The following is a 25,987-nucleotide window of genomic DNA, read 5'->3' on the forward strand; positions in this document are numbered from 1 at the left end:
TGCGGGAGCAAGATTTGGTTTCTGCGTTTGGCTTTGGCGCTCCTTGAAGGGGCCCGGGGAGGTTAAAATCGGCGACCCCTTCCAACAAAAAAGCCGCCCTGGAGGGGCGACTTGTTTTTGTTGGTTGCGGGAGCAGGATTTGGGGGTTTTCTGCCCTTCTGCGTCGGGCTTTGCCCTCCTTGATGGGGCCCGGGGAGGTTCTCGCCTGTATCCGTTACCCGAATACGACAACAGCCCCACCCCTTACGGGATGAGGCTGTTGTCGAATTTGGTTGCGGGAGCAGGATTTGAACCTGCGACCTTCAGGTTATGAGTCGGCTAGGCTAAGCCATAAAACTCTATTTTTAATATATGTTTTTGTCTAATTTGTGCCAATGTGCCATATTATGTGCCATAATTTGCCATATCAGATGGTTGATTTGGCCCAACTTCTCAATTTCGATTTCTGCTAGATTTTTAATCCACAACGCTCTCCAAAAGCTCGACCAAGCCCTCCGTAGGACCAAGACAGCTTATCAAAGTACGCGGCGCGCGCGCCGCTACTTATCCATTTGCCCTTCCCGAGCCAATCACAGGCACCGGCAGGCAGGGTCAAGGCTTTGCCGAGTGAGCGGGGCCGAACGGCCGCCTTGACGCTGACAACGGGCCTGTCACTTAAAAATCAGGCAAATGAACACTCTTGCTGATGAGTACTGGCGAACCGCAAAGTGCGGTTCGGTTTAATTACCTTAGCCGACACAGCAAACCGGAAGCGGTGTGCCCTATACGAACAGGAAGTCATCCTGGTGCAGATTGCCGACTACAACGTTCTGCAACAAGATGGATGTGTCGTTGTCTATTGCAATCGTCGTCGACACCCCATCGTCCGTGGCAACTGCAAGAACTGCAGCAAAAGACGCGAACAGTCCGGACTCAAACTCAATTGCATCCTCGGAACCAGCGCCAGCTTCAAAATCAGCAACTGTGTCGTGGCCTGTGTCGCCAAGTTTAAAGACGAATGTGTCACTTCCGACGCCTCCAACCAGGTGATCTGCACCGCCCCCCCCGATCAAGCGATCTGCTCCACCATCGCCATAAAGGGTGTCAGATCCCGCTTGTCCATCGACCGTGTTGTCGGTGCTTGTTCCCCATACGACGTTGTTGCCGCCACCCATTTCCACGTGTTCAAATGCACCCTGGATGAGCGAATATTGGCGGTCGTCGGTGCCGGTGTAGATCAAAGTGTCTATGCCGCCATCTCCGGAGAACCAGGCGTCACTTGCATCCGCGTAGACGATGTCATTCCCATCACCGCCTTGAAGCGTGTCGGACCCTGCTCCGCCGATTAGGGTATCATTGCCACCCCATCCTTGGATGTGATCATCTCCGGCCTGGCCATCCAGCAGGTTGTCCGTAGCACCTCCATGGATAGAGTTGTTGCCCGCCCCCGCCATCATATGTTCGAAGCCGCCGTTGTCGAGCGCATAGCTGAAGTCATTTACGCCCGTGTAGATAAGGGTGTCGATACCGGCATCACCAGAGAACCAAATGTCAGCTGCATCACCGTAAACAGTATCGTTTCCATCGCCGCCCATGAGCGAATCCGCGCCAGCACCACCGGTCAAAGTATCGTCACCGCCGTAACCGTGGATGACATCATCGCCACCCTCACCATCGATGATATTGACGCTTCCATTACCCCAGATTGTGTTGTTGCCGGACCCTGCATTCATGTTCTCAAAGCTGCCATGGTCCATGGAATATTGCCGGTTGTCAGAACCTTGATAAATGAGGGTATCAATGCCGGCAGCACCGCCGAACCACGTATCGGCCGCATCGGCATAAATCGTATCATTGCCATTGCCGCCATCAAGGGAGTCCGCACCGGCGCCGCCAATGAGCGTGTCGTCGCCGTCGAAACCATTGATCGTATCGTTGCCGGCAAGGCCATCGATCGTTTCATCGGCGCTAGTTCCACTCAGAACATCGTCACCCGAGGTGGCAACAGGCCCAGTAACATTCACTTCCACTGTTGCGGTTGCCGTTAGTTCGCCGTCGCTGACTGTATAGTCAAATGTAACAAACCCTGTGAACGCACCAGACGGTGTAAAGACAACATCACCATCTTGATTCAGACTCACGCTTCCATCACTTGCATTCGAGACTGAAACGATGCTCAGCGCGTTGCCATCAGCATCCAAATCGTTTGCAAGAAGTGTCGCAGAAGCAATTGTCACTGCAGAGAATAGGTTGGTCGAATATCCCGTATCACCATTTGCTTCGGGAGCAGCGTTCGCCTGTGTGACCGTTAAGTCGAATTCAGCTTCAGCGGCCGCTGTGCCATCTGATGCAGCGACTTTCAGAGAAAGCGTGCTATCGAAACCTTGTGGTGGAGTACCTGAGAAAGTTCGCGTTGTTGCATCAAACACAAGCCAAGACGGCAGAGGTGAGCCATCTGCGAGCGATGCGCTGTAGGTTAAACTGTCTCCGTCTGCATCCGTAAAGACGTTGTCAGGAACAGTGAAGCTCCAGGCCGCACTCGAACTGTGGACCGCATTCTCGATCGCGTTGATGGCGACCGGAAGATACCCTTCTCCAGTAATCTTACGATCATACCAAATCGTGCCATCGTCAAAGACGACTTGACTGATCCCGATCGTACCATCGACAATCTGGTGTCGCAAAATCAGCGAGCCACCATCGACAAACTCATATTTGATACCTTCCGCCGACGACGAAATAAGAACATCATTTGCATTAATACCATTTAAAATCAGCGTGTTATGCCCGATATCTCCTTCAACGATGACATCATTACCGTCACCAAGTGCGTATATGAAGATGTCGTTACCATCACCGCCATAAAGGACATCGTCACCAGCACCACCCTTTAGAAAATCATTGCCAAAACCTCCTGAAAGCTGATCATTGCCCGAGCCTCCTTCCAACAGATCTGCACCACTTCCGCCGGCAAGCGTGTCGTCGCCCCCTTCACCGAAGAGCTGGTCATTGCCAGCTTCACCTGAAAGTTCGTCTGCGCCTTCACCGCCCTCAATTTTGTCTTTTCCTGAGCCGCCAAATAGCTTGTCAGCCCCTCCTCCGCCTTGAAGGGTATCATCCCCGTCTTCACCAAGCACAAGGTCGTCACCATCGCCGCCAGCAATAATATCGTGGCCGGACCCACCGTGGATTTCGTCGGCATTGGTGCCGCCGTCGATAAGGTCACTGCCACCCGCGCCGAGGATCAGGTCGCTACCGGAGCCGCCATAAATAGTGTCATTGTCAACGCCGCCGTAGACAACGTCCGAGCCAGATCCACCATGGAGCCAGTTATTGCCTGAAACGCCATAAATGACGTCGTTGCCCGCATCACCCTGGATGTAATCGTCTCCAGCATCGCCCTGGAGTGTGTCATTGTCGGCGCCACCTAGTAGGGTATCGTTTCCGTCGCCGCCAATCAGGATGTCGTCGCCGCTGTCTCCTTGAAGCTCATCGTTTCCGGCCTCGCCAAAAAGCTCGTCATTTTCGCTGCCACCGAAAAGCTCGTCTGTGCCTTCGCCGCCGATCAGCACGTCATTTTCAGCTCCGCCATAGAGCTTATCGTTACCAGTCCAGCCAATCAGGACGTCACTACCGGCTTCGCCGTAAATAGTGTCGTTGCCTTCACCACCATGAAGGTAATCATTGCCGGCATTTCCGTTCAGAGTATCGTTTCCAGCTTCTCCCTGCAGGTCGTCATCGTGGTCTCCACCTTTCAGATTGTCGTCAGCTGAGCCGCCAAGAAGTGTGTCCTTACCGGATCCACCTTCCAGGGTGTCGTTGTGGTCGCCGCCCAAAAGCACGTCATTGCCGCTACCGCCATAAAGTCGGTCCGCGCCTGTCCAGCCAATCAGAACATCTGTTCCGTCCTCGCCGTACAGAGTGTCATTGCCATCACCACCATGCAGCCAGTCATTGCCGGCATTGCCGTTCAGGGTGTCGGTACCGGCTTCACCAAGCAGTTCATCGTTCTCTGTGCCCCCAACAAGAGAGTCATTGCCAGAACCGCCCAGCAGAGTATCCTTGCCACTTCCACCATTCAGCGTATCGTTGTGGTTGCCTCCGATGAGAATATCGTTGCCATTTTCACCGAATAGCTGGTCCGCACCATCGCCACCGTGAAGCCAGTCATTGCCATTGTCGCCTTCTAAGCGATCGTTCCCGCCTTCCCCAAGGAGCTCATCGTTGTGGTTCCCACCATACAGCTGGTCATCGTGGTTACCGCCAGCAAGCGTATCGTTGTCATCGCCGCCGTAGAGCTTATCTTTTCCGTCGCCGCCGACCAGAAGGTCTTTGCCTGCCTCTCCGTGGAGAGTATCGTCACCCTTGTCGCCATAAACACGGTCATTGCCAGCATTGCCGTTCACCGTATCATTGCCGTCACCGCCTGAGAGGGTGTCGTTGTGGTTGCCGCCATAAAGCTGATCGTTTCCTGCTTTTCCTAGAAGTGTGTCTTTACCGTCATCGCCGTAGAGTTTGTCGTTTTCGGTTCCACCGTCCAGGTAATCGTTGTGTGTGCCACCCCTTAGAATGTCCGCGCCGGCATCGCCAAAAAGCAAGTCGTTCTCAGAACCGCCTTCAAGTGTATCGTTGCCAGCACCACCCAAAAGTTTGTCGTACCCGCCTTCGCCAAAACCAACGTCGTTGCCACCAGCGCCGTCCATCCAATCGTTATCAGCACCCAGGTGAGCATTCTCTACCCCTGAATATCCCTGGACGGCGTCGTATCCTGCGCCAGCATATATCGTGACCGGAACTCCGGCAGTTCCATGAACAAAGTCGTAATCTCCGGGATTCCGCTCGTTCATAACCGTTTGATTGCCTCTAAAGACGTGCTCCTGCATCTTGCCGCTATTTGCGACATTAAATCTGTTGGTTACGTTATCGAAATTTGTGACGGTCCAGGCATCCTCTGCTCCGGTCGTTGTCGACCCAACACCCGTGGTGAGGTTCCCAGCACCAACACTCAAGTCATCGGGATTTACAGATACATTGCCCGCCCCGGCACCATTGTGAGCACCTGGCGTGGCAGAAGGTGTCGGCTGGCCGTCGAGCACGGAGTTGAAATCATTCGAATCCGTCTCAACAAGCGTATCTTGGGAAAAGTCGTAGGGCACCGTTCCTGCAAAACGGCTTTCTCCTGAAGCTAAATCTTCAAAAGTGTCAAAGACAAATTGGGCATCTGTCAGTTGAGAAACGTCAATCCCTTCCAGGACAATCGTTTGGCCGTAGAGGAAGTCGATCTGTGCACCATTGGCAGTCTGGGATAGTTCGAGCTGTTCCAGGGAAATAAATGCGCCGATAGCCGATAAGTCAATTCGATCAATGCCGACTTCAAAATCGGTAATGGTGTCTGTTCCCAAAGAGTCTCGGCTTGGCGCAAAGACATCCTGACCCGTGCCACCTGTCAACAGGTCATTACCAGCTCCGCCTGTTAGAACATCGTTGTCTGCACCGCCCTCTAGGACGTCATCGCCTGCGCCGCCTTGAAGCATATCCGCGCCCGCGCCGCCGCTTAGAGTATCCGCACCATCTCCTCCCAAGACAAAATCGTCACCAGCCCCTGCAGCGATGTTATCGTCGCCAGCACCAGCATCGATAAGCTCGCTTGCCGTAGTCGCATTCAAAGTGTTGCTTTCTGCATTGAGTTTTTCGAAGGAACTGAACTTGGAGATATCCACGAAACTGCCGTCGGCGAACGTCAGAATTTCAACTTTCTGACCAGAGTCGACAGACCAGCTCTTTAGAAGAATCTGGCCATTGTCCTCGGCAAGCCAGCCTTCTCCGGAAATTGAGATCATAAGATCGCTGCCGTTGATTGAGAAGGTCAGATTAGTGAAGCTAATGCCTTGCCCAAAAACAACAACATCACCTACAGAGCCGCTTCCGCTGTCCTCGATCGTGTCATTTCCATCACCAATCGCGTAGGAATAGACATCGTCGCCACTACCGCCGGAAAGAACGTCATTCCCTGCTCCACCTTGGATGAGATCATTGCCATCTCCTCCAGTGATTATGTCATCGCCAGTGTCTCCGCGAAGAAGGTCATCGCCGGCCTCGCCGTGAATTATGTCATCTCCATTGGAGCCGACGAGACTATCACCTCCTTGACCTCCATGGAGAGTGTCGTTCCCGTCTCCTCCGTCCACTCGATCTTGCCCTTGACCAGCATTGATCGTGTCGTCACCAAGGTCACCGAAAACAACATCATCAGCATCGCCTGCGTTAATTACATCATTTCCATCTCTTGCCGAGATGAAATCGCGATTGCTCGAGCCAGATAGCGTTTGTGCCGCGTCATCTCCCTGCAAGAATGTAAGTTCTGAAAGCTGAAGGGATGTGCCATCAGCCATAAGAATGTGTTCAACTCGATTGTCCGCACTCAAGCCCCAATCTTTAATGGTAATTGAGCCTTCAAGCACCGGTAGGTTGAGTTGCGCTGCAATCGATGCTTCCTCAGAGGTTTCTTCAAAGAAGGCGATAACAAGATTGTTTCCGACAATTTGTATGTTTAGGTCGGATACAGAGATACCTTGTCCGAAAGCGATTACGTCGCCGGACGAATGACTGCCTAAGGTCTCTTCGATAACGTCGTGGCCATCGCCTCGAGCGTAGATATAGACATCATTTCCTGAGCCGCCGCGAAGGGTATCAGCGCCCTCATCGCCATAGAGTTCGTCATCGCCAGCCTCACCATTCAACACATCGTTGCCGCTTCCACCGCGCAACTGATCTGCGTTGGCAGCGCCTGTCAGAACATCGGCTCCGCCCTCACCACGAAGAGTGTAACCAATCGAGATTTCGCCAGAGATAAGGGCACCGTTTGCATCAATATCTGCAAATTCGCTCCATGTGGTCAGACTGTCGTCATCACCGTGAAGGTTGTCATTTCCTTCACTACCAACCGCAGCTTCGGCTTCGAAATCTGACAAGATCAATGAAACACCGGTATCGCCGTCAACCATAAGGGTGTCGAAACCATCACCACCGGATATTGTTGCCCGTCCAGCTAGGGCACCCGCGACATCTGCATGGTCGATCACGAGCGTGTCATTACCCGCTCCACCTAAGACACTGTCTTCTCCAGCTCCTCCTATGAGCACGTCACTGCCAGCTCCACCGGTCAAAGTGTCATTACCAGCACCACCTTCTAACAACACTTTCTCGAGTTTACCGGCCGCATTGATTTGATTGTCCTCATCGCTTCCAAGCACTGAGGACCAATCCGACGTAATCAGCGTGCCTGTCGCAATACTGTCGCTACCGAGGTTAAAATCGACAGGATCACCGTCGCTGATTTTACGGCGCTTGGTGATGTTGGCAGGAGCATTGTCAACGCTTTCATATTCGATGACATCGTTGCCGTCTGCATCGACGGACCTCTTCACGCCAAGATCTGAATATCCTAGTGTGACATCGCCAACCAGGATTATCTCTTGTTCACCATCAACTCCTGTGCGCACAGCATTTGTAAGCCCATGAATTGCGGTGTAGTCGGAAAGAGTAACCGTGGTTTCTGATGTTCGGGTAAGTCTGATTTCAGAAATACCATGATCTTGGAGGGTTTTTAGTTCGCCTGCGTCAACTTCTGCGTCCCCATCAACATCTTGCCATATTCGAAACTCTCCCCAACTTGCATCGTTTATATTGAACAAGCCATCGTGATTGCTATCGAATAGAGTTGCTAAAGCCTCCAGATCTGTGTCATCAGCCTCAGTTAAGTTACCAAGTGCAATTTCGGCTGCGCGATTGATCTGGCCGTCTTCGTGCTCGTCCCAAACAAGCAAGCCATCATCTTTTCCAACCCAAGCAGTCTTCTCCACAAAGCCATCATCATCAAAGTCGAACTCGGTGAAAGATCGATCGAACGGTAAAATTTCGAGGCCATCGCCATCGAGATCTAGAATGATCGGCTTCCCACCGGCGCTTTCACCGGATCCGTTTGAGTTCCCGTACCTTCCTTCTGCCTCAGCTCTGCGAAATTCGCGTGCACTGACCACGCCATCATTGTCGTAATCGCCGAGACCACCGCTGCCAACACCGGTGCGCCATGAGTCATTGTGGTTTGGTTGGGGGTCGTGTCTATCATCGCCAGAGCCACCCCTTTCGCTTTCAACGCGAGCCTGCGCGCGCTTGAATGCGAGCTCATATTGCAAAAAACCTTGGGCGCTAACGTTATCACCGCCTCGAGCTTCATACTCAGCAATCGAAGCGGCTCGAGCTGCTATTTCACCTCCACCAGCGGCATATGCACCATAAGCTACTGCCTCAGCACGACCAGCAGCACTTTCAGCATAGCTTTCATTCCTAGCGACTTGCTCAGTTACATAACTTTCGAAAGCCGATTTGTTGACTTCGTAATGTCTACCAGATCCTGCGCCAACCGAATATGCTTGGCCTTCACGGGTCGCCCAGCCAGGATACTCTACACCTCGTCCATCATTCCAAGAATCGTTGTGTACGCGCAAGCCGCCGGCGATGTAGGTATGAAAGTCCTCAACCTCGAAATTGTAAGTTTTCCAGCCTCTTTTAAAGACCGGCGCGACCGCAAGATTTCCATTTTCGGGATAGACATAGCCTTCCACCTGTTCGAACATCTCTGCGGTTTCTGCGGAATAAAGAATGCGCTCCGACGTTACAACAACTTCAGAGCCACTCTCGAGTACTAGAACACCTTGTCCGTGCTCTACCAATTTCTCAATCTCTTTAAAATTACCAGAAGATGTTAGAAAATGATGATATGGCGTTGTAATTAATTCCCTATATTCCTCGCCCTCGCGCCAAGTTAGTCGAATTAATTCTTCCGTTATATTTTCAAATACACTAAGCACTTTCTTTTCGACGAGCTTACCGTCTGTTGCCCCATCCATTTGACTAAACGAAAGCACGTAGTCTCCTGGCTTTATGTCCTTAATTTCAACAAGAGAATTATTGACTGACTTGATCAATGTGTTTCCGACAAAACACTTAGACAGGTCTGATGCTGGGCCTAATTCTTTACTTTCAATAAAGTATTCAAAACTTACGAGGTGAGCAGGGATTTTTAGCCCGACACCGCCGACTACTGAGATACTGGCTGGCCACGGGCTTTCTTGGCCGGGTATATACGAAAATGTAAGTCCGAGTAAGCCTGCGGCACCATAGCTATGAAAGGGGCCAGAGTAGTCCTTAGGCGCTCCATTGAACACGGGCACTTCCGCGAAAGCACCTAATCCAAAACTATTAGCACCTCCCTTAGAAAAAAATTTCTCTTCGTAGTCGTATACTGTGTAAGTTCCATTATTATTATTTCTAACGATAGTTCCGTCATCGAGTTGGTTAAGATCACCGACTGGGGCAAATTTTGATGACTTTATTTTTTCAAAATCACTCTCAGAGATTGTTCTTGTGCTGGCTCCAGCTAAAAACTGCTGACCAAAATTAATAGTCCCAAGAACAAAATCAAAGCCTACGCCGATTGAACTATCTGACATCGGATTTTTCCTTTAACAGATTTCTACAAGGTAAGTTGAAACAAAAGGGAGGGTAACGAACCAAAGAATAGACAATATGAAAAGAAACCTTATTGCTATTACCTTATTTCTGTTTTCCTTAACTTTTCTAAATAGATATATGTCGAGTATTACTTCAAGTAGATTTATTCTCCCTGAGAAATTGAAGAAAATAAAGATAATTAGAAACCCCATGATCATTGGCGCTAAGTAGAAATACTCAATATTTACTTGCGTATTAATAAAACACAGTTCATTTTGACTTCTCATAAGACGTCATCCAGCCCACTAACTAAATTAGGAGTGCGTACGACGCACTTAGTCGACGTAATTCCCGCCAACTGTTTTGAAGCCCAGTCTTCTAAAAAAACCATCAGATCGTGCAGCGTCCACACCATTTGTGACGTGAATTAGCAAATGTTCACAACCGCGCGCATTGGCCCAATGCCTTAGCGCCTTCACAAGACCTATTGAAACTTTTCCGCCGAGTAAGGTTCCAGAAATTTTATCAGAGACATTCAGTGTTTGAACTGTTGCAATTAAGCCGCCAGAGCCAAGGAAGTATTCTCCAGCGCGAACAGATGCAAAGCCATAAAGGCCGTTCTCTTGAAGGGGAGCATCAACATTTGGCGTGGCATATATGAGACCATTTCGATCAGGGCGATTAATAGCACTCTCAAATATCGTTCGTGCCTTTTCTTCTGAAAACACAATGTCACGAAAGACCGTGTTGGAGTGCGCCTCCTTCGCCAAAAAGATACCTGCGCGAAAGTCGGTATCAGTTCCGTTTACGAGACGGAATTTCATTTTCTGCGTTGCCGGATTTGATGACGGTGAAGAATTTGCCAGCCGATTTTTGTTGGCTCTCTCGGCTGGCTCTGACAAAGTCTCATATGAAGGCATTTCAACCCTAGTTGAAGAGCCCCGACCCTTTCTCATTGAATACCCCCATGATCTGTCGGTTCCTTACAACCGACAGGCAGTACAAAATTAAAAGATACCTTTGTACTTAATTGCAAACCAAGCCCTACCCTCTGGTTGCATCTTCGGCCATAACAGCATCTCAAAAATTAACCTTCAACCTAGCGATAATACGTATGGACTTCGCCAGCTTTAGGTTGCAACGGCTAAGAGTTTGATCATGTCTGTGAGCGAATACACGACGTCTTGTCAGCCTAGGATATTGCGGCCCAATACAACCTAGAGCGCATCTAATTTGAGAGGAACGAATGTGATGTTACGATTGTGCGTTTGTCTGACTCAAAGCCCTCACCGATGGAGGATTTTAAGTCCTAGTTATTTAGATACAAGATATTGATTTTAATCATATTTTTTTACTATTTTATGTGTATGTGTAAGATATTGTGTAAGAGTTTTTCGGTGTAATTCAGAATATTGCTGCAAAAAGCGGCACTCAAAAGCCGCATAAAAAGCGCACGCGGCGCGCGCGCCGCTACTTATCCATTTGCCCTTCCCAAGCCAATCACAGGCACCGGAAGGCAGGGTCAAGGCTTTACCGCGCCAGCGGGGCCGAACGGCCGCCTTGACGTTGACAACGGGCCTGTCACTTAAAAATCAGGCAAATGACCTCTGCTGCTGATGAAGGCGGACGAACCGCATAGTGCGGTTCGGATGGTATCCCTTAGCCAATGCAGCACACCGGAAGCGGTGTGCCGCGTATTCGATATCAAAGAATGAACAATTGCCCTAATCATCCAAAAACCATTGAACCTGGTCTTGCCGCGGGTTTCCGTCGACAAAACGAACTTAAACGATATTGCATCGCTAAACTGTGTTCTTGAATAAATAGATAACTAAGATCAACACGCAGCGTTGGCAGCACGTTCCACAGATTGCACGCAATGGGCACGAATGGATATGTGGTCTAGCTTGAACTTTTTCTTGTCTCGGAACCCACCGTGATAAGCAAAAACACTCAGTGCATGTTGGACAGAGTCTTTGCCGAGGGAATATGCTTCAGCAAATCTCGCAACAATAAGGGGAGCGTCCGGACTATTGAACGTTTGCTCCGTCAAGCAAATTTGCAAACATGCATATCGTTTATTGCAATATTCAATATTAAACCACACCTCAGCTTGCCCATCGATACAAGTCGCCGCGCGAACCGTATTTGGAACGATAGTAATCGCAACTACGAAAGTAAATAGAATTAGTTTCTTCATAGTAAGCCTCACAGTTTTGGTAATTCGAAATCTCTGCGTAAGACATAAACGTCTCTGCGCCGCTCTCTTGGTCTAACATATGCAGAGAGAACGCTGTCCAAGAGCGACCGAACCTGATCAGCTGTCGGAACCGTGGTATCTCGTTTCACGAGATTGCGTTTGCCAATGGTTTTGGCGATAACTGCCGGAGAACACTTGTCTTCTGCAAGATCGTAAAAGCAGGCCAGAACACCGCGCTCAAGGTCACTTCCGAGGTTCGCGAAGCGTTGATGCTGATCGCGGCGGATAAGATCCGCAACAACGACGCCATGGATACGGCCGAGCAGTTGTTTTTTCTTCCACCACCAAAATGCTTTAAGCGCTGTCGCATAGTACCATTTGTCGAATTCGGTGTCGGCGATGTGCTTCACCAAGGCGTCACCGCGAACACGGATAGCTCGCAGAAATTCGAGAATAACATCGTCACCGATTTGGGGCCACTTGGGCTGAGGAACCTCTTCAATCGCTGACCCAAATAGTGGGATCAGCACCCTCCAGGCCTTTTCGTTATCATCAACCAGAGTGTGCCTTTTATCTGTGTTGGCAGGCCACCCGATGACGGTTTTGTTGCCTTCGGCAACCCGGAAGTACTTGCGCAAAAACTGCTGGCAGTTTCGTCTTCCGAGCTGATAGTCATGCTCCGGAAACTTTTCGGTCAAGAAACCACCGAAAGCACTGAGTACACCGGTTGCGAGGGGATCGTCGGCGCGTCGTTCGCTCTCTCCCTCGCCAATGTTGCGTGAAGGGGCAATCAGAAACCGGCTCGAGACATGTAAATCATTTGCTGAGCGTGCAAGGTCCACAGCCTTGACGCGAGCTTGGTTCTTCAGAGCAGGAAAGAGCGCCAAGATCGCCGCACGCAAACAGACCTGAGCAGCTGTTTCCTCAGGGCTTTGATTGGGATCGAAATCGCTGACCTGTGGAAAGGGATCGACGAGTAAAACGGCCCGGTCTGTACCCTTGGAGGTGGGAACGTTTTGCGCACCCGGGGTTTCCATAATCGTCCAGCGGGCGATTTCAAAGGGCTCATTGTTGATGACACCGCCGTCAACACCAACATAGGTAACGTCGTACGCCACTTGGCTTTGTTCATTCTGAGGCCATCGGGGTTTAATATCGCCCAGTCCTTTTCGACTTTCATATGGCCAGGCTCTGTTGTCGTAGTCTGTTGTGTGCGACACCATGTGCTGCGCTGGGAGACCAACAGGAAAAGCACCGGTCGCAATTGCGGCTGTGACGAAGTTATTTGCTTCGATATGTTGTCCTGAGTCGTCCCTATCTAAAAACGCTGCCTGAATTTGCTTGGCAGACAAAGGGATGCCTTCATCTCCGTAACTCTTAAGCCATTGGCTTTCGAAAGAAGCCGATCCCAAACCAGAAATGCGATAGTGCATCCGGTCTGCATGCAATGTCATGAGATGCGCTTCACTCGAACCGGAGCCGGTAAAGCTTACTTCGTACGGAACGCCGCGAAGGTTTGTTATTGTCAAAAAGAGATGGAGATCTTCCGCGAAATAGGGACGTGGCTCAGCATTCAGTGTAGCGCTACGGATGACGTCTTCTGCAGTTCTGCGTAGAACCGAGCCGTCAAGCAGCGAAGCCACGTCGACGCCGGTCTTTAGGTCGGTATTGCCCAGTAGCGTATGGCGATGCCCTCCTTCGGCAAAGGTGATACTTTTCACCCAAGTGGTGTAGAGCGCCGGTATCAGGAATTTCGTTTTTGCTGCATCTTCTGGTGTCGGTAGAGATGTCGCCTCAGACAAACCAAATAGCCCGAGCGCAGCGGTCGCGCCCCCAGCCGAAGCGCCTGATATCACGGGAATAACGATGCGATGGTTCGGAACAATGCGCTCAGATTCTGGGCGACTTCTGTCAGCTTCTCGAGCATTTTCCCATTCTTCAAGTGCTTGAATGAGAAAATCAAAAACACCGGCGTTGTAAGCTCCAGCAGAGACAGCGCCTGCCATCGTGAGGCCGAGTGTAAAAACGGAATTATTACTATCTGAAGACATCGCCTCCCCCAAGACAATGGCCCACCATTAAAAATTGATTTCAATAAACTCTACAATCAATGCAATCAAAACACAAACGCTTGGTTGTGCTCTACTCAACCGTTGCGCGCTCCCAAAAAGTCGTCTTACAGTTCTGGCGCACGCTAATCCTGTTCCACTAGCGCCAGTATGCGGGTAATGAATGGGCAGGCGGTACTAAGAACTCCTCAGTCCTACCGCTGAAAGGACAGCCCTGCCCGCTGGGGCTGTTTGATTGGCCACAGTAACTCCGCGGTTGCTGTGGCCAATGTCTATTTGCTGGGGGAGCTGCCCGCAATAAGTGCGGCACCGCTCCAACTGGCGACCCGGTCAGCTTCGCATGCTTCTTGTTCAGTCGATTAGAATAACGTTCGCATGACGGGTTTGCCTTCACCTCTGTTGCAAAGCGGCTGAACTGCAATGGGTCGTTCGAATTGCGCACGTCAGCTGACGCAGAAGCGATGTGCCAAATTCATTTTCAGGGTGCTTACCTCGAACTTACTCTTGCTCTCAAAGCTTTTACACGCTTAGATTTTGTCGCATATTGCGCGCAATCGAATTGCGCAACGCATCAGCCTCATTCACAGGTCGGTTCAATTACTAAATCTATGGATTCCAGGAAAGAATGGCGAACAACTTTCCCGATACGCTGCTTGGCAAACTGATTGTTGGTGCTGTCCTTGCTATCTTTTCCGCCATTGTTGGGGGAGTTGCAACGTGGGTAAACGTCAAAGATGCAAGACCCGTGATCAATTTAGCGCCGGAGGTCATTGTAGTCGACGCCTTGGAACCCGCGATTTTCTCGGCTGAAGGTTCACACGATCCTGAGGGTGAAGAGCTCGCGTTTGCCTGGTCATTGAACGGGCAGTCATTTGGTAGCAGCCCTGTGGCAAGCTGTTCTGAAACGCCGAAGCCAGCCGTGGTGAGCTGCCGTTTTTCCATGCCAGGAACTCACGCTGTTACTGTCGCTGCAACTGATCCGAACGGTTTGGTTAGTTCCATGTCATCAACGGTTCAGGTTAAACTTGAAAATGGCTATTTGGGGTTGCTTCTGAGCCTAGGAAATACAGATGCGCAAACGGCCATCGAGACCGCGATACTCTATGGTATTGACTGGGTGGGTATTCAGTCTCTCGTAAGCAGGCCAATTATACTTAACGACCCATCTTTGAAGTCTTCTGTTTACGCTGCGTTATATCAACGTGATGTTGAACGCGCCAAGGCAGCGTTAGAAAACGCTTCTGTGTCGAGCATCAAAGTCACTAGTTTCGGCTTGCAGCAAGCTGCAAAAGATCAAATTCAAATACAAGCAGCAGAAGTCGGTCTGGATTTGGGCTTTTTGTTTCTACCAGCCGGTGAAGTTTACCCTGCTCTGATAGCCGGTGCTGGAGAAGGTGGCTTTCTTACAATCTCTTCACCCGGAGAGCTCCAGAACCTGATGCAATAGTAAGAGCCTAGCGCTCTCTTTCCCGCTCAGGTTCCCACCGACCTCGATTTACTTCACGGTCAGGTTTAACAGCATCTCGCTCCCGTACCCGCTCCAGTGCATACACAAGATCCCATTCCTCCGTCACAAGATTGTGGTGGGTTCGCATCGCGTCTGGGAGCTGCTGAAGGTGCTCTAGGGCCTTCTTGCGGTTTCCTTCGGCAAAAAGACCACCTCGCATCCAGCCGAAATGCCAATGTCGGTTGAAAAAGCCGTCATCCTGCTGAACCTTGCGCACCACATATTCAATACCGCGCTTGCCGACCTGTTGACCGTAAGCACGCACCGCCCGATCGCCATCCTCAAACGTCTCGTGAAAAAGCCGGACAAGCCGCTCCGTGGCGATTTCACGCTTGGCGCGCGTCTCTTCCAGAGATTGTTCAATGTAGGATTGTGACGTTTTGTTTGCCGACATGCCAAATCTCCTGCAAGTTAGTTGCATGATCCGCTGGATTGCCCAACTGAAAAACCTTCCGCTCCTTCGGAAGGTCTTCCAGCGTGACCAGGAGCCGGAACTTCCGATCTCCGAGTTTCTCAGGCAATGCGCCCTCAAATCAAGAGAACGCTTCCCCAATACCAAACTCCAGCAGGAAATTGACGCGGAGAGCTAACTGTTCATTCGTGACGTTTTCGGTAAGCGCAGACACGATGCCTATGTCGGTTGGCCATTTGTTCAACAGTGTCCACAAAGAGTAATGAATTGATATCAAACAAAGCGCATTATTGAGCCGCCAGAGCGAAACAACCAAAATTACCAAATAGGAACGACAGGACGCCAAATTGTTATTTCGACGGCACAAGTCCGCAATAGTAGTTCCATTTCGACCAAAGCGCCGAAGGAAGCTCTTGATGCCAACTTTGGTTGCCCTGGCGCTCGTTGCCTATTTCGTTTCCAAAGAAGAACTGTCGCTTGACGATTTGATCCATCGAGCCGCTCAGTTTCTTGAATCGTCATTTCCAAACGAAGTGGGCAATGCCATTTCCTGCAATTCACTTTCCGCCATTGACGGCGACACGGTCAAATGTGACGGCGTAAATATGCGAGCGATGGGTCCAGGTTCTCCTCATCTATCTGGCTTTGACACCCCCGAAATCACGCGCCCAAAATGCGAGCATGAGCTTGAACTCGGAAGAGCTGCAAAAGCCCGTATGCAAGAGCTTTTGGAAACTCCTGGCGTACAAATCAGGGTTTCAGGTGAGATTGACAGCCCCAGATACAAGCGTCCGCTCGTATGGATAAAGTTGCCGGACGGACGCACAGCAGGCGAAATTCTCATCGAAGAAGGTCATGCGCGGTTCTGGACACCAGAATATCGAGCCAACTGGTGTTAACAGTGGTGATGCGACCGTGCCATTTTTTCAAGCGTAAGAAATAAATCAATAATCACCCCGATAGGTGCATCAACGATCCTTAGGGCTTTCGCCTTCACGAACAATATTTTGTTGATTTTCATGAGATTATTGGGAAGAACGGTGACGTTTGATTGTTATAGTTGAGTAATCTCAAAGGAATTAGTGCATGGAAGATCAAAAATTCGATCAAACATTTGTTGAACTGACAGCAGACATTGTGTCTGCATATGCCGAGAGCAACACGATATCGTCTCAAGATATGGTCGAGCTGATCGGCTCGGTTCATTCGGCATTGAAAGGCGTGGTTGAGGCAAATCGACTACCTGAGCCAGAGCCATTGGTGCCTGCGGTGCCCATCAAAAAGTCAGTTACGCCAGAGTTCATTATTTGCCTGGAAGACGGCAAGAAATACAAGTCTTTGAAGCGGCACCTCAGAACCCACTATGGCTTAACGCCCGAAGACTATCGGGCGAAGTGGGGACTGGACGCCGACTACCCCATGGTTGCTCCGGGATACGCGGAAATGCGTGCGAAGCTCGCCAAGGATATGGGGCTTGGCACTAAACGCCGGGGAAAGAAAAAGAAGAAGTGATGCTGCAGACCTACGCTGGTTGAAGCTAAAGACTTCTATCTATGAGCGTCATCAACGTAGACACCGGTGCGATTGTTCGCACCGGTGTTTTCTTTGAAACTCACCTACACAAGCTGGAAGTCATCTTGGTGCAAGTCTGTGACAAGAACGTTTCGCAGGGTCAGGCTGTTGTCTGCATCGATTGAGACAAGCGTATCTGATCCATCATCTGTCGCGGATGCTAGAACATCGGCAAAGTCGGCAAAGAGACCGGTCGCGAACTCAATCACGTCATCCGATGTAGCCCCTGCAACGAAGTCGCTGATTGCGTCATGACCGTTCCCGCCTGACTGGAAAACGAAAATGTCGCTGCCTGCATCACCAAAAAACAGCTCGTTGGCCTGACCAGAGACAATCCTGTCTGCTCCGGCAGTGCCTGATCCTTCAGATACATAGGCACTGAGCGTGAACGTACCCGTTTTGTCGGAGACCCCCATTGCTTCAAGGTAGTAGGTGCCAGTCGCAGTTGCCTGATACTGGATTCGAGCATCGAGATCCAATCCGCCGTCGTCGTTAACACTGAGCTCATGGCCATCGGCATCGCGAAGCGCAAGCATGCCGTCTGAGATAGTTCCACCGGAGCTTGGTGTGCCTAGCATATCAAACTGATAGCTGGTTCCAGCTTCAAGGCTTATAGCATACCAGACGCTGTCTCCGTCAGACGCGATCTCCCCGAAAACGCTCGCTCCGGTTCCAAATGGGATGGCATCTGCAATCTTGTCGCTACCGGTTTCGACTTCGAGAACAAAGGTTCCAACTTTGTTGCTCACCCCGCTTGCATCGAGATAGTAGGTGCCAGCTGAAGTGGTTTTGTACTCGATCCGAGAATCAGTACCAGCGCCCCTGTCATCGTCGAACTTGAGTTCGCTGCCGCTTGCGTCCCTGAGCGTCAACCCCGCGTCAGCCAAAGTTCCCGCTGCCGAGGGAGCTCCCCGGAGATCGAAAAAGTAGGTTGTGTCCGCTTGAAGGTCAATCGCATACCAGTCGTGATCGCCAGACGTTTCAATTTCGCCTCTTACGCTGTCGCCTGCACCAAACAATGCTGCTGTTGCGACAGTATCCCCAATCTGATCCGAGGCATTTAAATGCTCGATCGTGTAGGTTCCAGTCCCATCGCTCCAAGCACCTGCATCAAGGTAGTAGGTTCCGCTTTGTGTGGCGGTGTATTCAAGCAGTGCTTCATGACCGACACCTCCGTCGCTGTCGTAGGCAATTTCTGCTCCCAATGCATCGCGTAACCACAGATAGGGGTTCTCGAGTGTTCCACCGCCCGTATCTGTTCCCCTCATGTAAAACCGGTAAAGTGTACCGGCCACAAGTTCCGCTTCGTACCAATCATGATCACCGGAATAGTCAATTGCACTCGTAATCGTGCTGCTCAGATCGCTCACACCAGCTGTGGAGGGAGTGTTTCCGACTTCAGTCGCATAGTGCGCGGTCTCCAGTGTATATGTGCCTACGCCGTCGCTCCAAGCCCTCGCGTTAATATAGTAAGTCCCGGTTTGCGTGGCCCGGTACTCTAACAAGGCTTCGTGACCACCCGCGCCATCGCTGTCATAGGCGACTTCCGTTCCGGACGCGTCATAAAGCTCCAGATAGGGGTTTGCCAGCGTTCCGCCATCTGAGTCCGTGCCTCTCATGTAGAAGCGATACACAGCTCCGACTTCAAGTTGGATTTCGTACCAATCACGGTCCGCGGCAAACTCAATGGCACCTTCGATGGTCGTGTTTGGACCACCTAGCGAAGCCGTTCCAACTGAATCGCCAACCTGATCTGAAAAGCTTTGCACGTCGAGCGTGTAAGTCCCAGTCCCATCGCTCCAGGCGAGGACATCAATATAATATGTCCCACTCTGCGTTGCTGAGAACTCAAGCAAAGCGTCATGACCAGTTCCGCCATCACTGTCATAGGCAACTTCGGCTCCTGACTCATCTCTGAGTTGGAGACATGGGTTTTCGAGCGTTCCACCATTTGAAGCGACGCCTCTGTGCTCGAACCGGTACAGAGTTCCCGCCTGTAGCTGGACAGCATACCAATCGTGATCACCAGCATAATCGATAGAGCCGGAAATCGACCCGTTCAGACTGTTCGACGCAGCCGTTGCAACGGTATCACCAATCTCATTGGCGTAGTGCTCAATCGCGAGCGTGAAAGTCCCCGTCTCATTGCTCCAGGCACCAGCATCAACGTAGTAGGTTCCGGTCTGATCCACACGGTATTCCAGGAACGCATCGCGTCCGGTTCCACCATCGCTGTCATAGGCAATCTCGGTTCCAGTCGCATCGTGCAGCCACAGGAACGGGTTTTCGAGTGTGCCGCCGCCGGAGTCGAGGCCACGCATGCTGATCCTGTAAAGGGAACCAGATTCCAACTGGACTTCGTACCAATCATGGTCGCTAGCAACGTCAATTGTCCCGGCAATCGGTACTGTCAGATCCGAAAGAACGGCAGCGGTGGAGATTGACTCGCCCACATCTGTGGAGCTTGAAACAACAACCAGGTCAAACGAAGCGTCAACCGACAGCGATCCATCTGAAGCTGTTACCTTAAGCGCAAGTATTCCGTTCGAACCCTGTGGTGGCGTCCCGGAGAAAGAGCTTGTTGTTGGATCAAAACTCAGCCACTCAGGCAACGCGGAGCCGTCAGCCAATGAGGCAGAAAAGGTCAACGCATCGCCGTCCACGTCAGAGAAGACATCTCCAGGAACCACAAAGCTCCAAGAAGTGTCCTCTGCACCTGATTGTTCTACAATCGAGTTTGCGACGATCGGAGCATCATTGACCGGATTGATGACCAGATCGAACACTTGATCAACGCTTGCAAGGCCGTCACTCGCCACGACTTTCAGTGAAACCGTCCCGTTATAGTCCTGAGGAGGCGTGCCGGAGAATGTCCGGGTTGCAGCATCAAAGATCAACCAAGACGGCAAGGCGCTGTCGTCGGCCAGGGTCACAGTCAATGTAAGTGTGTCGCCATCTACGTCAGAGAAGGCATTCGCAGGTACTTCAAAGCTCCAGGCAGCATCCTCAATACCCGCCTGATCTGCAATCGCATTTTCAACGACCGGTGCATCATTCACAGCGTTGACGACAAGATCGAAGACCTGCTCAGCGCTAGCAAGGCCATCGCTCGCCACGACTTTAAGTGACATCGTGCCGTTATAGTCCTGTGGCGGTGTACCGGAGAAAGTCCGAGTTAAAGCATCAAAACTCAACCACGACGGTAAAGCGCTATCGTCGGCGAGAGTTGCACTCAATGTAAGCGTGTCACTATCGGCATCAGAGAAAGTGTCAACAGGAACCGTAAAATTCCAGGCAAAATCTTCGTCGATTGAGTAATCAGAGAGAACACTAGATACTGTTGGAGCTGAATTTGGCTCGACATCCCCGACACCTATTGTGAAGGAGCCTTGCGCCTGACTTGCGCCCGACGAAACTGTATAGTCGAATTGGGCGACACCAGAAAAATTGGCATCCGGAACAAAAACAATGTCTCCGTTACCATTCAGAGAAACGGTGCCATTTTGAGCCCCTCCGACAGAAATGAGTTCAAGATCTCCCCAAAAATCGACATAGATTGCCAAAACATCATATTTTGAGATCGTGATCGCAGTCGCTTCAGCGGTTTGGTAATCCTCAGTTGGCCCTTGACCAAGCGCGTGAACCTTCAACTCGAAATTTGTGGAGGTAGAGCGCAGCCCATCGTTCGCTGTAACTTTGACAACAAAGTCGCCAGAGATATCTTCAGGTGGATTAGCTTTGAATTTTCTTTCACCTGGCGAATAGGACATCCAGTTCGGTAGCGGGCTTCCGTCTTCAAGCGTTACCGAAACTGTTAGTGGGCTGTTTTCAGGATCTGAAAAAGTCTCTGATAGGATCAGCAGGTACCGCGATTCACCTGCATTTACCCATTGATCTTTGATGGGCAAGTTCTGGACAGGCGCCAAGTTTGACTGTGTGCCGGCAACCGCCGCAGCCCAAATTGCATCCTCATCCCAAACTGTACCATCAGAAAATACAATTCTTTCAACATTGACATCGTTGTCGGTCAAACTCTCAAACTGATCTTCAATCAGAACGGTACTACCCGTATCCAGAACAGTTATCCGAAGATCTTTTTCGTCGTCTCCGACAATGTTGAAGCTGACATCACTAACTTCCAAGTTGGATCCAGTGAATTCGAGAGTGTCGATGTCACTCGCGCTTCCATTTTCAACGATAACGTCATCGCCATCGTCCTCACCAAAATAGTAAGTGTCGCTACCACCCCCCCCAAAAAGTTGGTCATCTTGGTAGCCGCCAGACAGTTGGTCGTCGCCTTCCTCACCATAAAGCTTGTCGTCGGACTTTCCTCCAAATAGTTCATCGTTGCCGCCGCGACCATAGAGAGTGTCGTCCCCATGACCTCCATCAATCAAGTTGTCTATGGACGATCCTAGAACGAGGTCGAGACCGTATTTTCCGATGTAGCCTTCAATGGAGACGAGTACATTTTGACCTACAACCACGTAGTCTGGATTGATGAGGTTGTTAGAGCCATAGTCAGCATAGATGCCCTGTTCCAGATCAACGTAGAACTTTGAATATGGATTAAACTGACTCACTGCGGTCAGAACATCAAAGCCATCGCCACCATCGTACAGATCGTTGCTTGCGCTAGCGAACAGTCGGTCATCACCCTCGCCGCCATAAACAAGGTCTGATCCAACTGAACTTAGAATGCGGTCATTGCCAGCGCCACCATCGAGGCGAGTGTTCGCGTTGTCGTAGGCATTAATGTCATCGTCGCCATCTCCGCCATAGGCGACAAAGTCACCGCTTGCTCCGCGTTTTGCGCTTAGCCAATCGTCGCCCCCCATTCCATAGAGAACAGTCCCAACCGAACCTTGATTGCCAATGATACCGTCGGAGAAGTCCGTACCGATAACTTTTTCGATGCTAATGTATCGATCGCCATTAGCTTGTCCGGAATGACCTTGACCTTGTGCAAGATCAAGGCCTACGGCTTCCGTTGCTCCAGAAAACTCAATAGTGTCGAAGCCTTCGCCTCCATTTAAATGGTCACTCCCATCACCGCCGTTAAGCGTGTCTGCGCCATCGCCGCCCGCGAGAAAATCATCACCTGACCCAGCATTGAGAATATTATCTAGATCGTTTCCAATCATGTAGTCGGTGCCGCTGGTGCCATCTTCCTCTGGCTTCGGCAAACTTGGCGCTGATTGACGCTCTTCCTGCATGCTGTCCGGCGCATCATCGACAACGTCAGCTAGCATTGTGTTGATAGGTTTAATCTGACTATTTTCGAGCCCAACCTCATTGGTCCAATCAAAATAGGACCCATCTTCAAAAACCGCCCAAGTCTGGGTAAAGATCAATGGTTCAAAATATAGACCGCTTGTACTATTAGAGCCACCTATATAGGCACCACCAACATTGTCGAAATAAATACTACTGCCTGTCGCATTGACGGTAATCGCAAGACGGCCTTGCATACCGTAAATCGGGTAAGTACCTAGATCGATGTTTTCGATGCCATGGAAACCAGCGAAATACTGTTGAACATCTTCGGACAGTTCATCGTAGAGAATTTCTTCAAATTCAAAACTAAATGTTACGTCCGAACGATTAAGCCCTTCAAACACAATTTGATGCACGCCAATTCCGTTACCAATAACACGGTCATGACCGAACCAAGTTTTTTCATCATTCACATCTTCCGAAAGGCGTATGGTCAGCTTGTCAGTTGATTGTTTGTTTGCTGCCAACTCTCCAGAAACAATGTAGGTATCGTCTCCGGTATCACCCACAAAAGTGTCGGTTCCACCGGTGTAGACGAGAAGGTCAGATCCCCCACCACCAAGTAGTGTGTCATTGCCGGTATCATAGGCAAGCAGCGCCGGATCGTCTGGGCTGATTTCATCTCCCGCGAAAGCCGCTACGCCAGCATCAAACAGAGTGTCAGAACCAAATCCGCCGAGCAGAAGATCGTTACCAGCGCCTCCATAAAGTGTGTCGTGTCCGTCTAAGAATGGCCGGATTTGCGTTTCCCAGACAGTCAACCAGCCGGGACCGTCTGAAGCAAACATGTGTTCATAGCTAGCAAGGCTTACATCAGACCCATCAAGAATATCATCGCCTTCACCTCCGAAGAGGTGGTCGTTCTCGAGCCCTCCACGAAGCAAATCGTTTCCTTGTCCTCCATCAACATAATCATCGCCGCGCTGCCCCCATAGAGTATCAGCACCATCCCCTCCAAATACGATATCTGCGCCGTTACCCGCATAAACGGAGTCGTTCCCTGCAGCTGATTCAATTTGCTCATCGCCGCTTCCCAAGACAAGCAAGTCTCGTTCTGCGGTCGCAGTTTGGCTAATTGAAATAACGGGTTCGGCAACCTGTTGAGGATCAATGTCGTTCCCCGTTAACACACCATCGTTAACACCGTCGTTGAGCTTATCTCCGGTGTATTCGCCCTCATCGGCATATTGTGTAAAGAATCGCCGAGCGTCGGCATATAGCTGCGAATTTGGATCACCCAAAGAGTTGGGATCACCAATTTCACCCATCATCTGGTAGATGCGTTCTGAAAAAGTGTTGCCAAATAGGGGCCCGAACACGTTGTCGTAAACATGTGGATCCCAGTCAAGGACCGAGGTACCCACGTCCGCCAACAAGTCATTGGCTGGTTCAGAAATGAACGTAGCGGTAGTCCTGCCGTCAGAATCTACAACAATATGGCCGCCGTTGACTTCCAATATCGTATAACCGTCGACGCCTTCGAAATCAGATAGTTGCTTCCCAGCATAGGGAGCGAAATACAATGAACGAAAGGCAGCCCACGCACCGGGCGCTCCTTGGTATAATTCAAACCATTCTTGCGTCCAACTCAGATTCGGATTGTCCTTGAGAGCCTTCAATAAATTTCCTGGAAAAAGCTCCCCGTGCCCAAATCTATCCCATGTATCAACAGCGGACGAAAAGTGCTGTTGCTCTGTTAGATATCCTGTACCATCGTTTTCATTGATGTCTGTTTTTATCTTCTCAAATATATCTAGGGCGATTTGCTGAGATATATTGTATATGCCAGCGTACTTATTAGGGTTTTCATTTTGGAGTATCCAGTTTGCTGCAAGAGCAGCACCTCCAACTGTATCGCTAAAAGTTGAAATCTTTGCGGTAAGTCGAGAGTCGGCAACGTTGGCCATCTCACCATAAAGAAAATGAAACGCTCCTCGATCTCCAGATGTCACAAGATCTTCAAGTATTTGAAGTTCTTCACCATGGAGAATAAGTTCACCAGTCTCAGTGAGATTTTCATTGAAATTTTTGAAGTTCAACTTCTCTCTCCACAATCAATCAGTTTGTCTTTGAAGAAATTTTCGGCGATGAGCGCCACATCTTTCCAATGTGACAATTCTCGCTTGGGAAAATTAACTTGTGCGACCCAGCCATTATTCATGTAGTTGCGCAACGAACACTTCAGTACTTTGGGATTTTCGGCACAACTTATTCTTACAGTGGCAAATGGATCTGCTGTTGTGTCTGGAACAAAACTTCTATGGGAGCTTGTAATAGGGCATGACTCATTGCCGTCCTTAGATTGCTCGACTAATCCAAATCGATATGGCTTTGTTGGACATGCTAAATCTTGAGGAGTTAACCTACTCGCCAGCCTCTCACGTACAGGTTCTTGAAATTTGTCGAACCGAACCGAGAGACTGCTAGAGTGGTCATCAGAAGACGAATTCTGTAACTGCACCTTAAAGAGCGGTGAGCCACGTGTAGAAAAATAATTGCCTTCTGGAAATTCTACTGAACCCTTTTTGTGCTTCAGGCAGGCACCGTCATACTCATACACCGCATACCCCAGCCAAGAATCGTACACGTGATATGCGGCGTAGGCGATCAGTGTCAGAGCGATAAAATGTCTAAGTGATAAGGATGTGATCCCTCTCATTTACTTGTCTTCCTGTGACTATAAAACACAAGACTGAGATCACTGCTTTTGATAACCGTAATTGCGTAAATTTCTTTTCTCCAGCAACCCTATTTCCAGCACAACCCGAAGTCGACCAATAGTAGAAGTGAAAATTTTTTGCAACTCGTATATTTGTTTTGTTGCAAGCAAACTGTCTTGGGAAACTTTTGATGGTAAGTTCGGATCTTTTTCCGACTTGTGTATCGAAGAAACTATCGCAGAGTATCAAATACTATTGAAGATGACTTTTGGCAAAGACGGTCACCTCTATCGCGAGTTGTAACGAATTTTCCTAAGTATTTGACAATGAAAATATTTAATCCAGCACGAAATGACAAATTAAAAACGAATAGATAATTAGCAAAGAGAGCCTCTTTTACATTTTTGTAAGCTCGTGAAACTTGAAGACATTCAATTCAATGAATTATCGAAGAGCACTGAGTTGTGCCAGGGAGGTTGGCAAGTGCATTCGCACCGCAACCAGATATCAAGGTTTTGTGTAAGACGGTGTGTCTTGAGTCTGCTCTGCGGACCAAGAAAGCAGCTCGTCAATCACCAGATGTGGATCATAGTCGAGCGCACGGCAGATCGCTAAAAACTCATGAACGTCTAGCGTCTTCTGACCGGACTCATACCGCGTGATGAAACTCTGGTTCCGTGAAATCAACTCCGCCAGATCTTTTTGGTGCAGCTCCTTACGAACTCGCTCCCGCCGGAGAATGGCGCAAAGTCGTTGATTGTTATCGCTGTACAGGCTTTTCGACATGGCTGACTCGCA

Annotated in this window: 10 protein-coding genes; 3 read left to right on the top strand and 7 right to left on the bottom strand. The window is 50.1% G+C overall.

Annotated features, from left to right (window positions below; all coding sequences use genetic code 11):
* Positions 1 to 761 precede the first annotated feature (761 nt).
* The 3 genes from Q0835_RS25750 to Q0835_RS25760 all read right to left on the bottom strand — a co-directional run bounded on the left by Q0835_RS25750 (position 762) and on the right by Q0835_RS25760 (position 13,743).
* Positions 762 to 8,711 carry a cadherin-like domain-containing protein gene (locus Q0835_RS25750; protein ID WP_298965654.1) on the bottom strand — a complete coding sequence of 2,650 codons (7,950 nt, stop codon included), beginning with the start codon at positions 8,709 to 8,711 and terminating at the stop codon, positions 762 to 764.
* Between the two features lie 1,116 nt (positions 8,712 to 9,827).
* The gene (locus Q0835_RS25755) at positions 9,828 to 10,316 is read right to left on the bottom strand and encodes a hypothetical protein (RefSeq protein WP_298965656.1); all 489 of its coding nucleotides are present in this window, start codon (positions 10,314 to 10,316) and stop codon (positions 9,828 to 9,830) included.
* Between the two features lie 1,384 nt (positions 10,317 to 11,700).
* Positions 11,701 to 13,743, bottom strand: coding sequence for a patatin-like phospholipase family protein (locus Q0835_RS25760; RefSeq protein WP_298965658.1), 2,043 nt, complete (start codon positions 13,741 to 13,743; stop codon positions 11,701 to 11,703).
* 643 nt (positions 13,744 to 14,386) lie between these two features.
* Here Q0835_RS25760 and Q0835_RS25765 point away from each other — a divergent pair.
* Positions 14,387 to 15,208, top strand: coding sequence for a PKD domain-containing protein (locus tag Q0835_RS25765; protein ID WP_298965660.1), 822 nt, complete (start codon positions 14,387 to 14,389; stop codon positions 15,206 to 15,208).
* 7 nt (positions 15,209 to 15,215) lie between these two features.
* On the opposite strand, the gene Q0835_RS25770 is transcribed toward Q0835_RS25765, so the two are convergent.
* Positions 15,216 to 15,662, bottom strand: a complete 447-nt coding sequence (locus Q0835_RS25770) for a hypothetical protein (RefSeq protein ID WP_298965663.1) — start codon at positions 15,660 to 15,662, stop codon at positions 15,216 to 15,218.
* Positions 15,663 to 16,096: 434 nt separating this feature from the next.
* Between Q0835_RS25770 and Q0835_RS25775 the strand changes: the two genes are divergently transcribed.
* Both Q0835_RS25775 and Q0835_RS25780 read left to right on the top strand, forming a co-directional pair.
* A complete protein-coding gene (locus tag Q0835_RS25775) occupies positions 16,097 to 16,579 on the top strand; it encodes a thermonuclease family protein (RefSeq protein WP_298965664.1) in 483 nt (160 codons plus the stop codon).
* A 187-nt stretch (positions 16,580 to 16,766) separates the two neighbouring features.
* Entirely contained in the window at positions 16,767 to 17,192 is a 426-nt protein-coding gene (locus Q0835_RS25780; RefSeq protein ID WP_298965667.1) for a MucR family transcriptional regulator, read from the top strand.
* 104 nt (positions 17,193 to 17,296) lie between these two features.
* Here the strand turns inward: Q0835_RS25780 and Q0835_RS25785 are convergent, their stop codons facing one another.
* From Q0835_RS25785 to Q0835_RS25795, 3 genes are all read right to left on the bottom strand, one after another.
* The gene (locus tag Q0835_RS25785) at positions 17,297 to 24,568 is read right to left on the bottom strand and encodes a putative Ig domain-containing protein (RefSeq protein ID WP_298965669.1); all 7,272 of its coding nucleotides are present in this window, start codon (positions 24,566 to 24,568) and stop codon (positions 17,297 to 17,299) included.
* Complete coding sequence (locus tag Q0835_RS25790; protein WP_298965672.1) at positions 24,565 to 25,188, bottom strand: hypothetical protein; 624 nt, start codon at positions 25,186 to 25,188, stop codon at positions 24,565 to 24,567. Before Q0835_RS25790 ends, Q0835_RS25785 begins: the two co-directional genes overlap by 4 nt.
* Positions 25,189 to 25,696: 508 nt before the next feature.
* Positions 25,697 to 25,975: a helix-turn-helix transcriptional regulator gene (locus Q0835_RS25795; RefSeq protein ID WP_298965674.1), complete on the bottom strand. Its 279-nt coding sequence runs from the start codon at positions 25,973 to 25,975 to the stop codon at positions 25,697 to 25,699.
* Positions 25,976 to 25,987: the final 12 nt, after the last annotated feature.

The sequence above is a fragment of the uncultured Roseibium sp. genome, assembly GCF_947499295.1.
Classification (GTDB): domain Bacteria; phylum Pseudomonadota; class Alphaproteobacteria; order Rhizobiales; family Stappiaceae; genus Roseibium.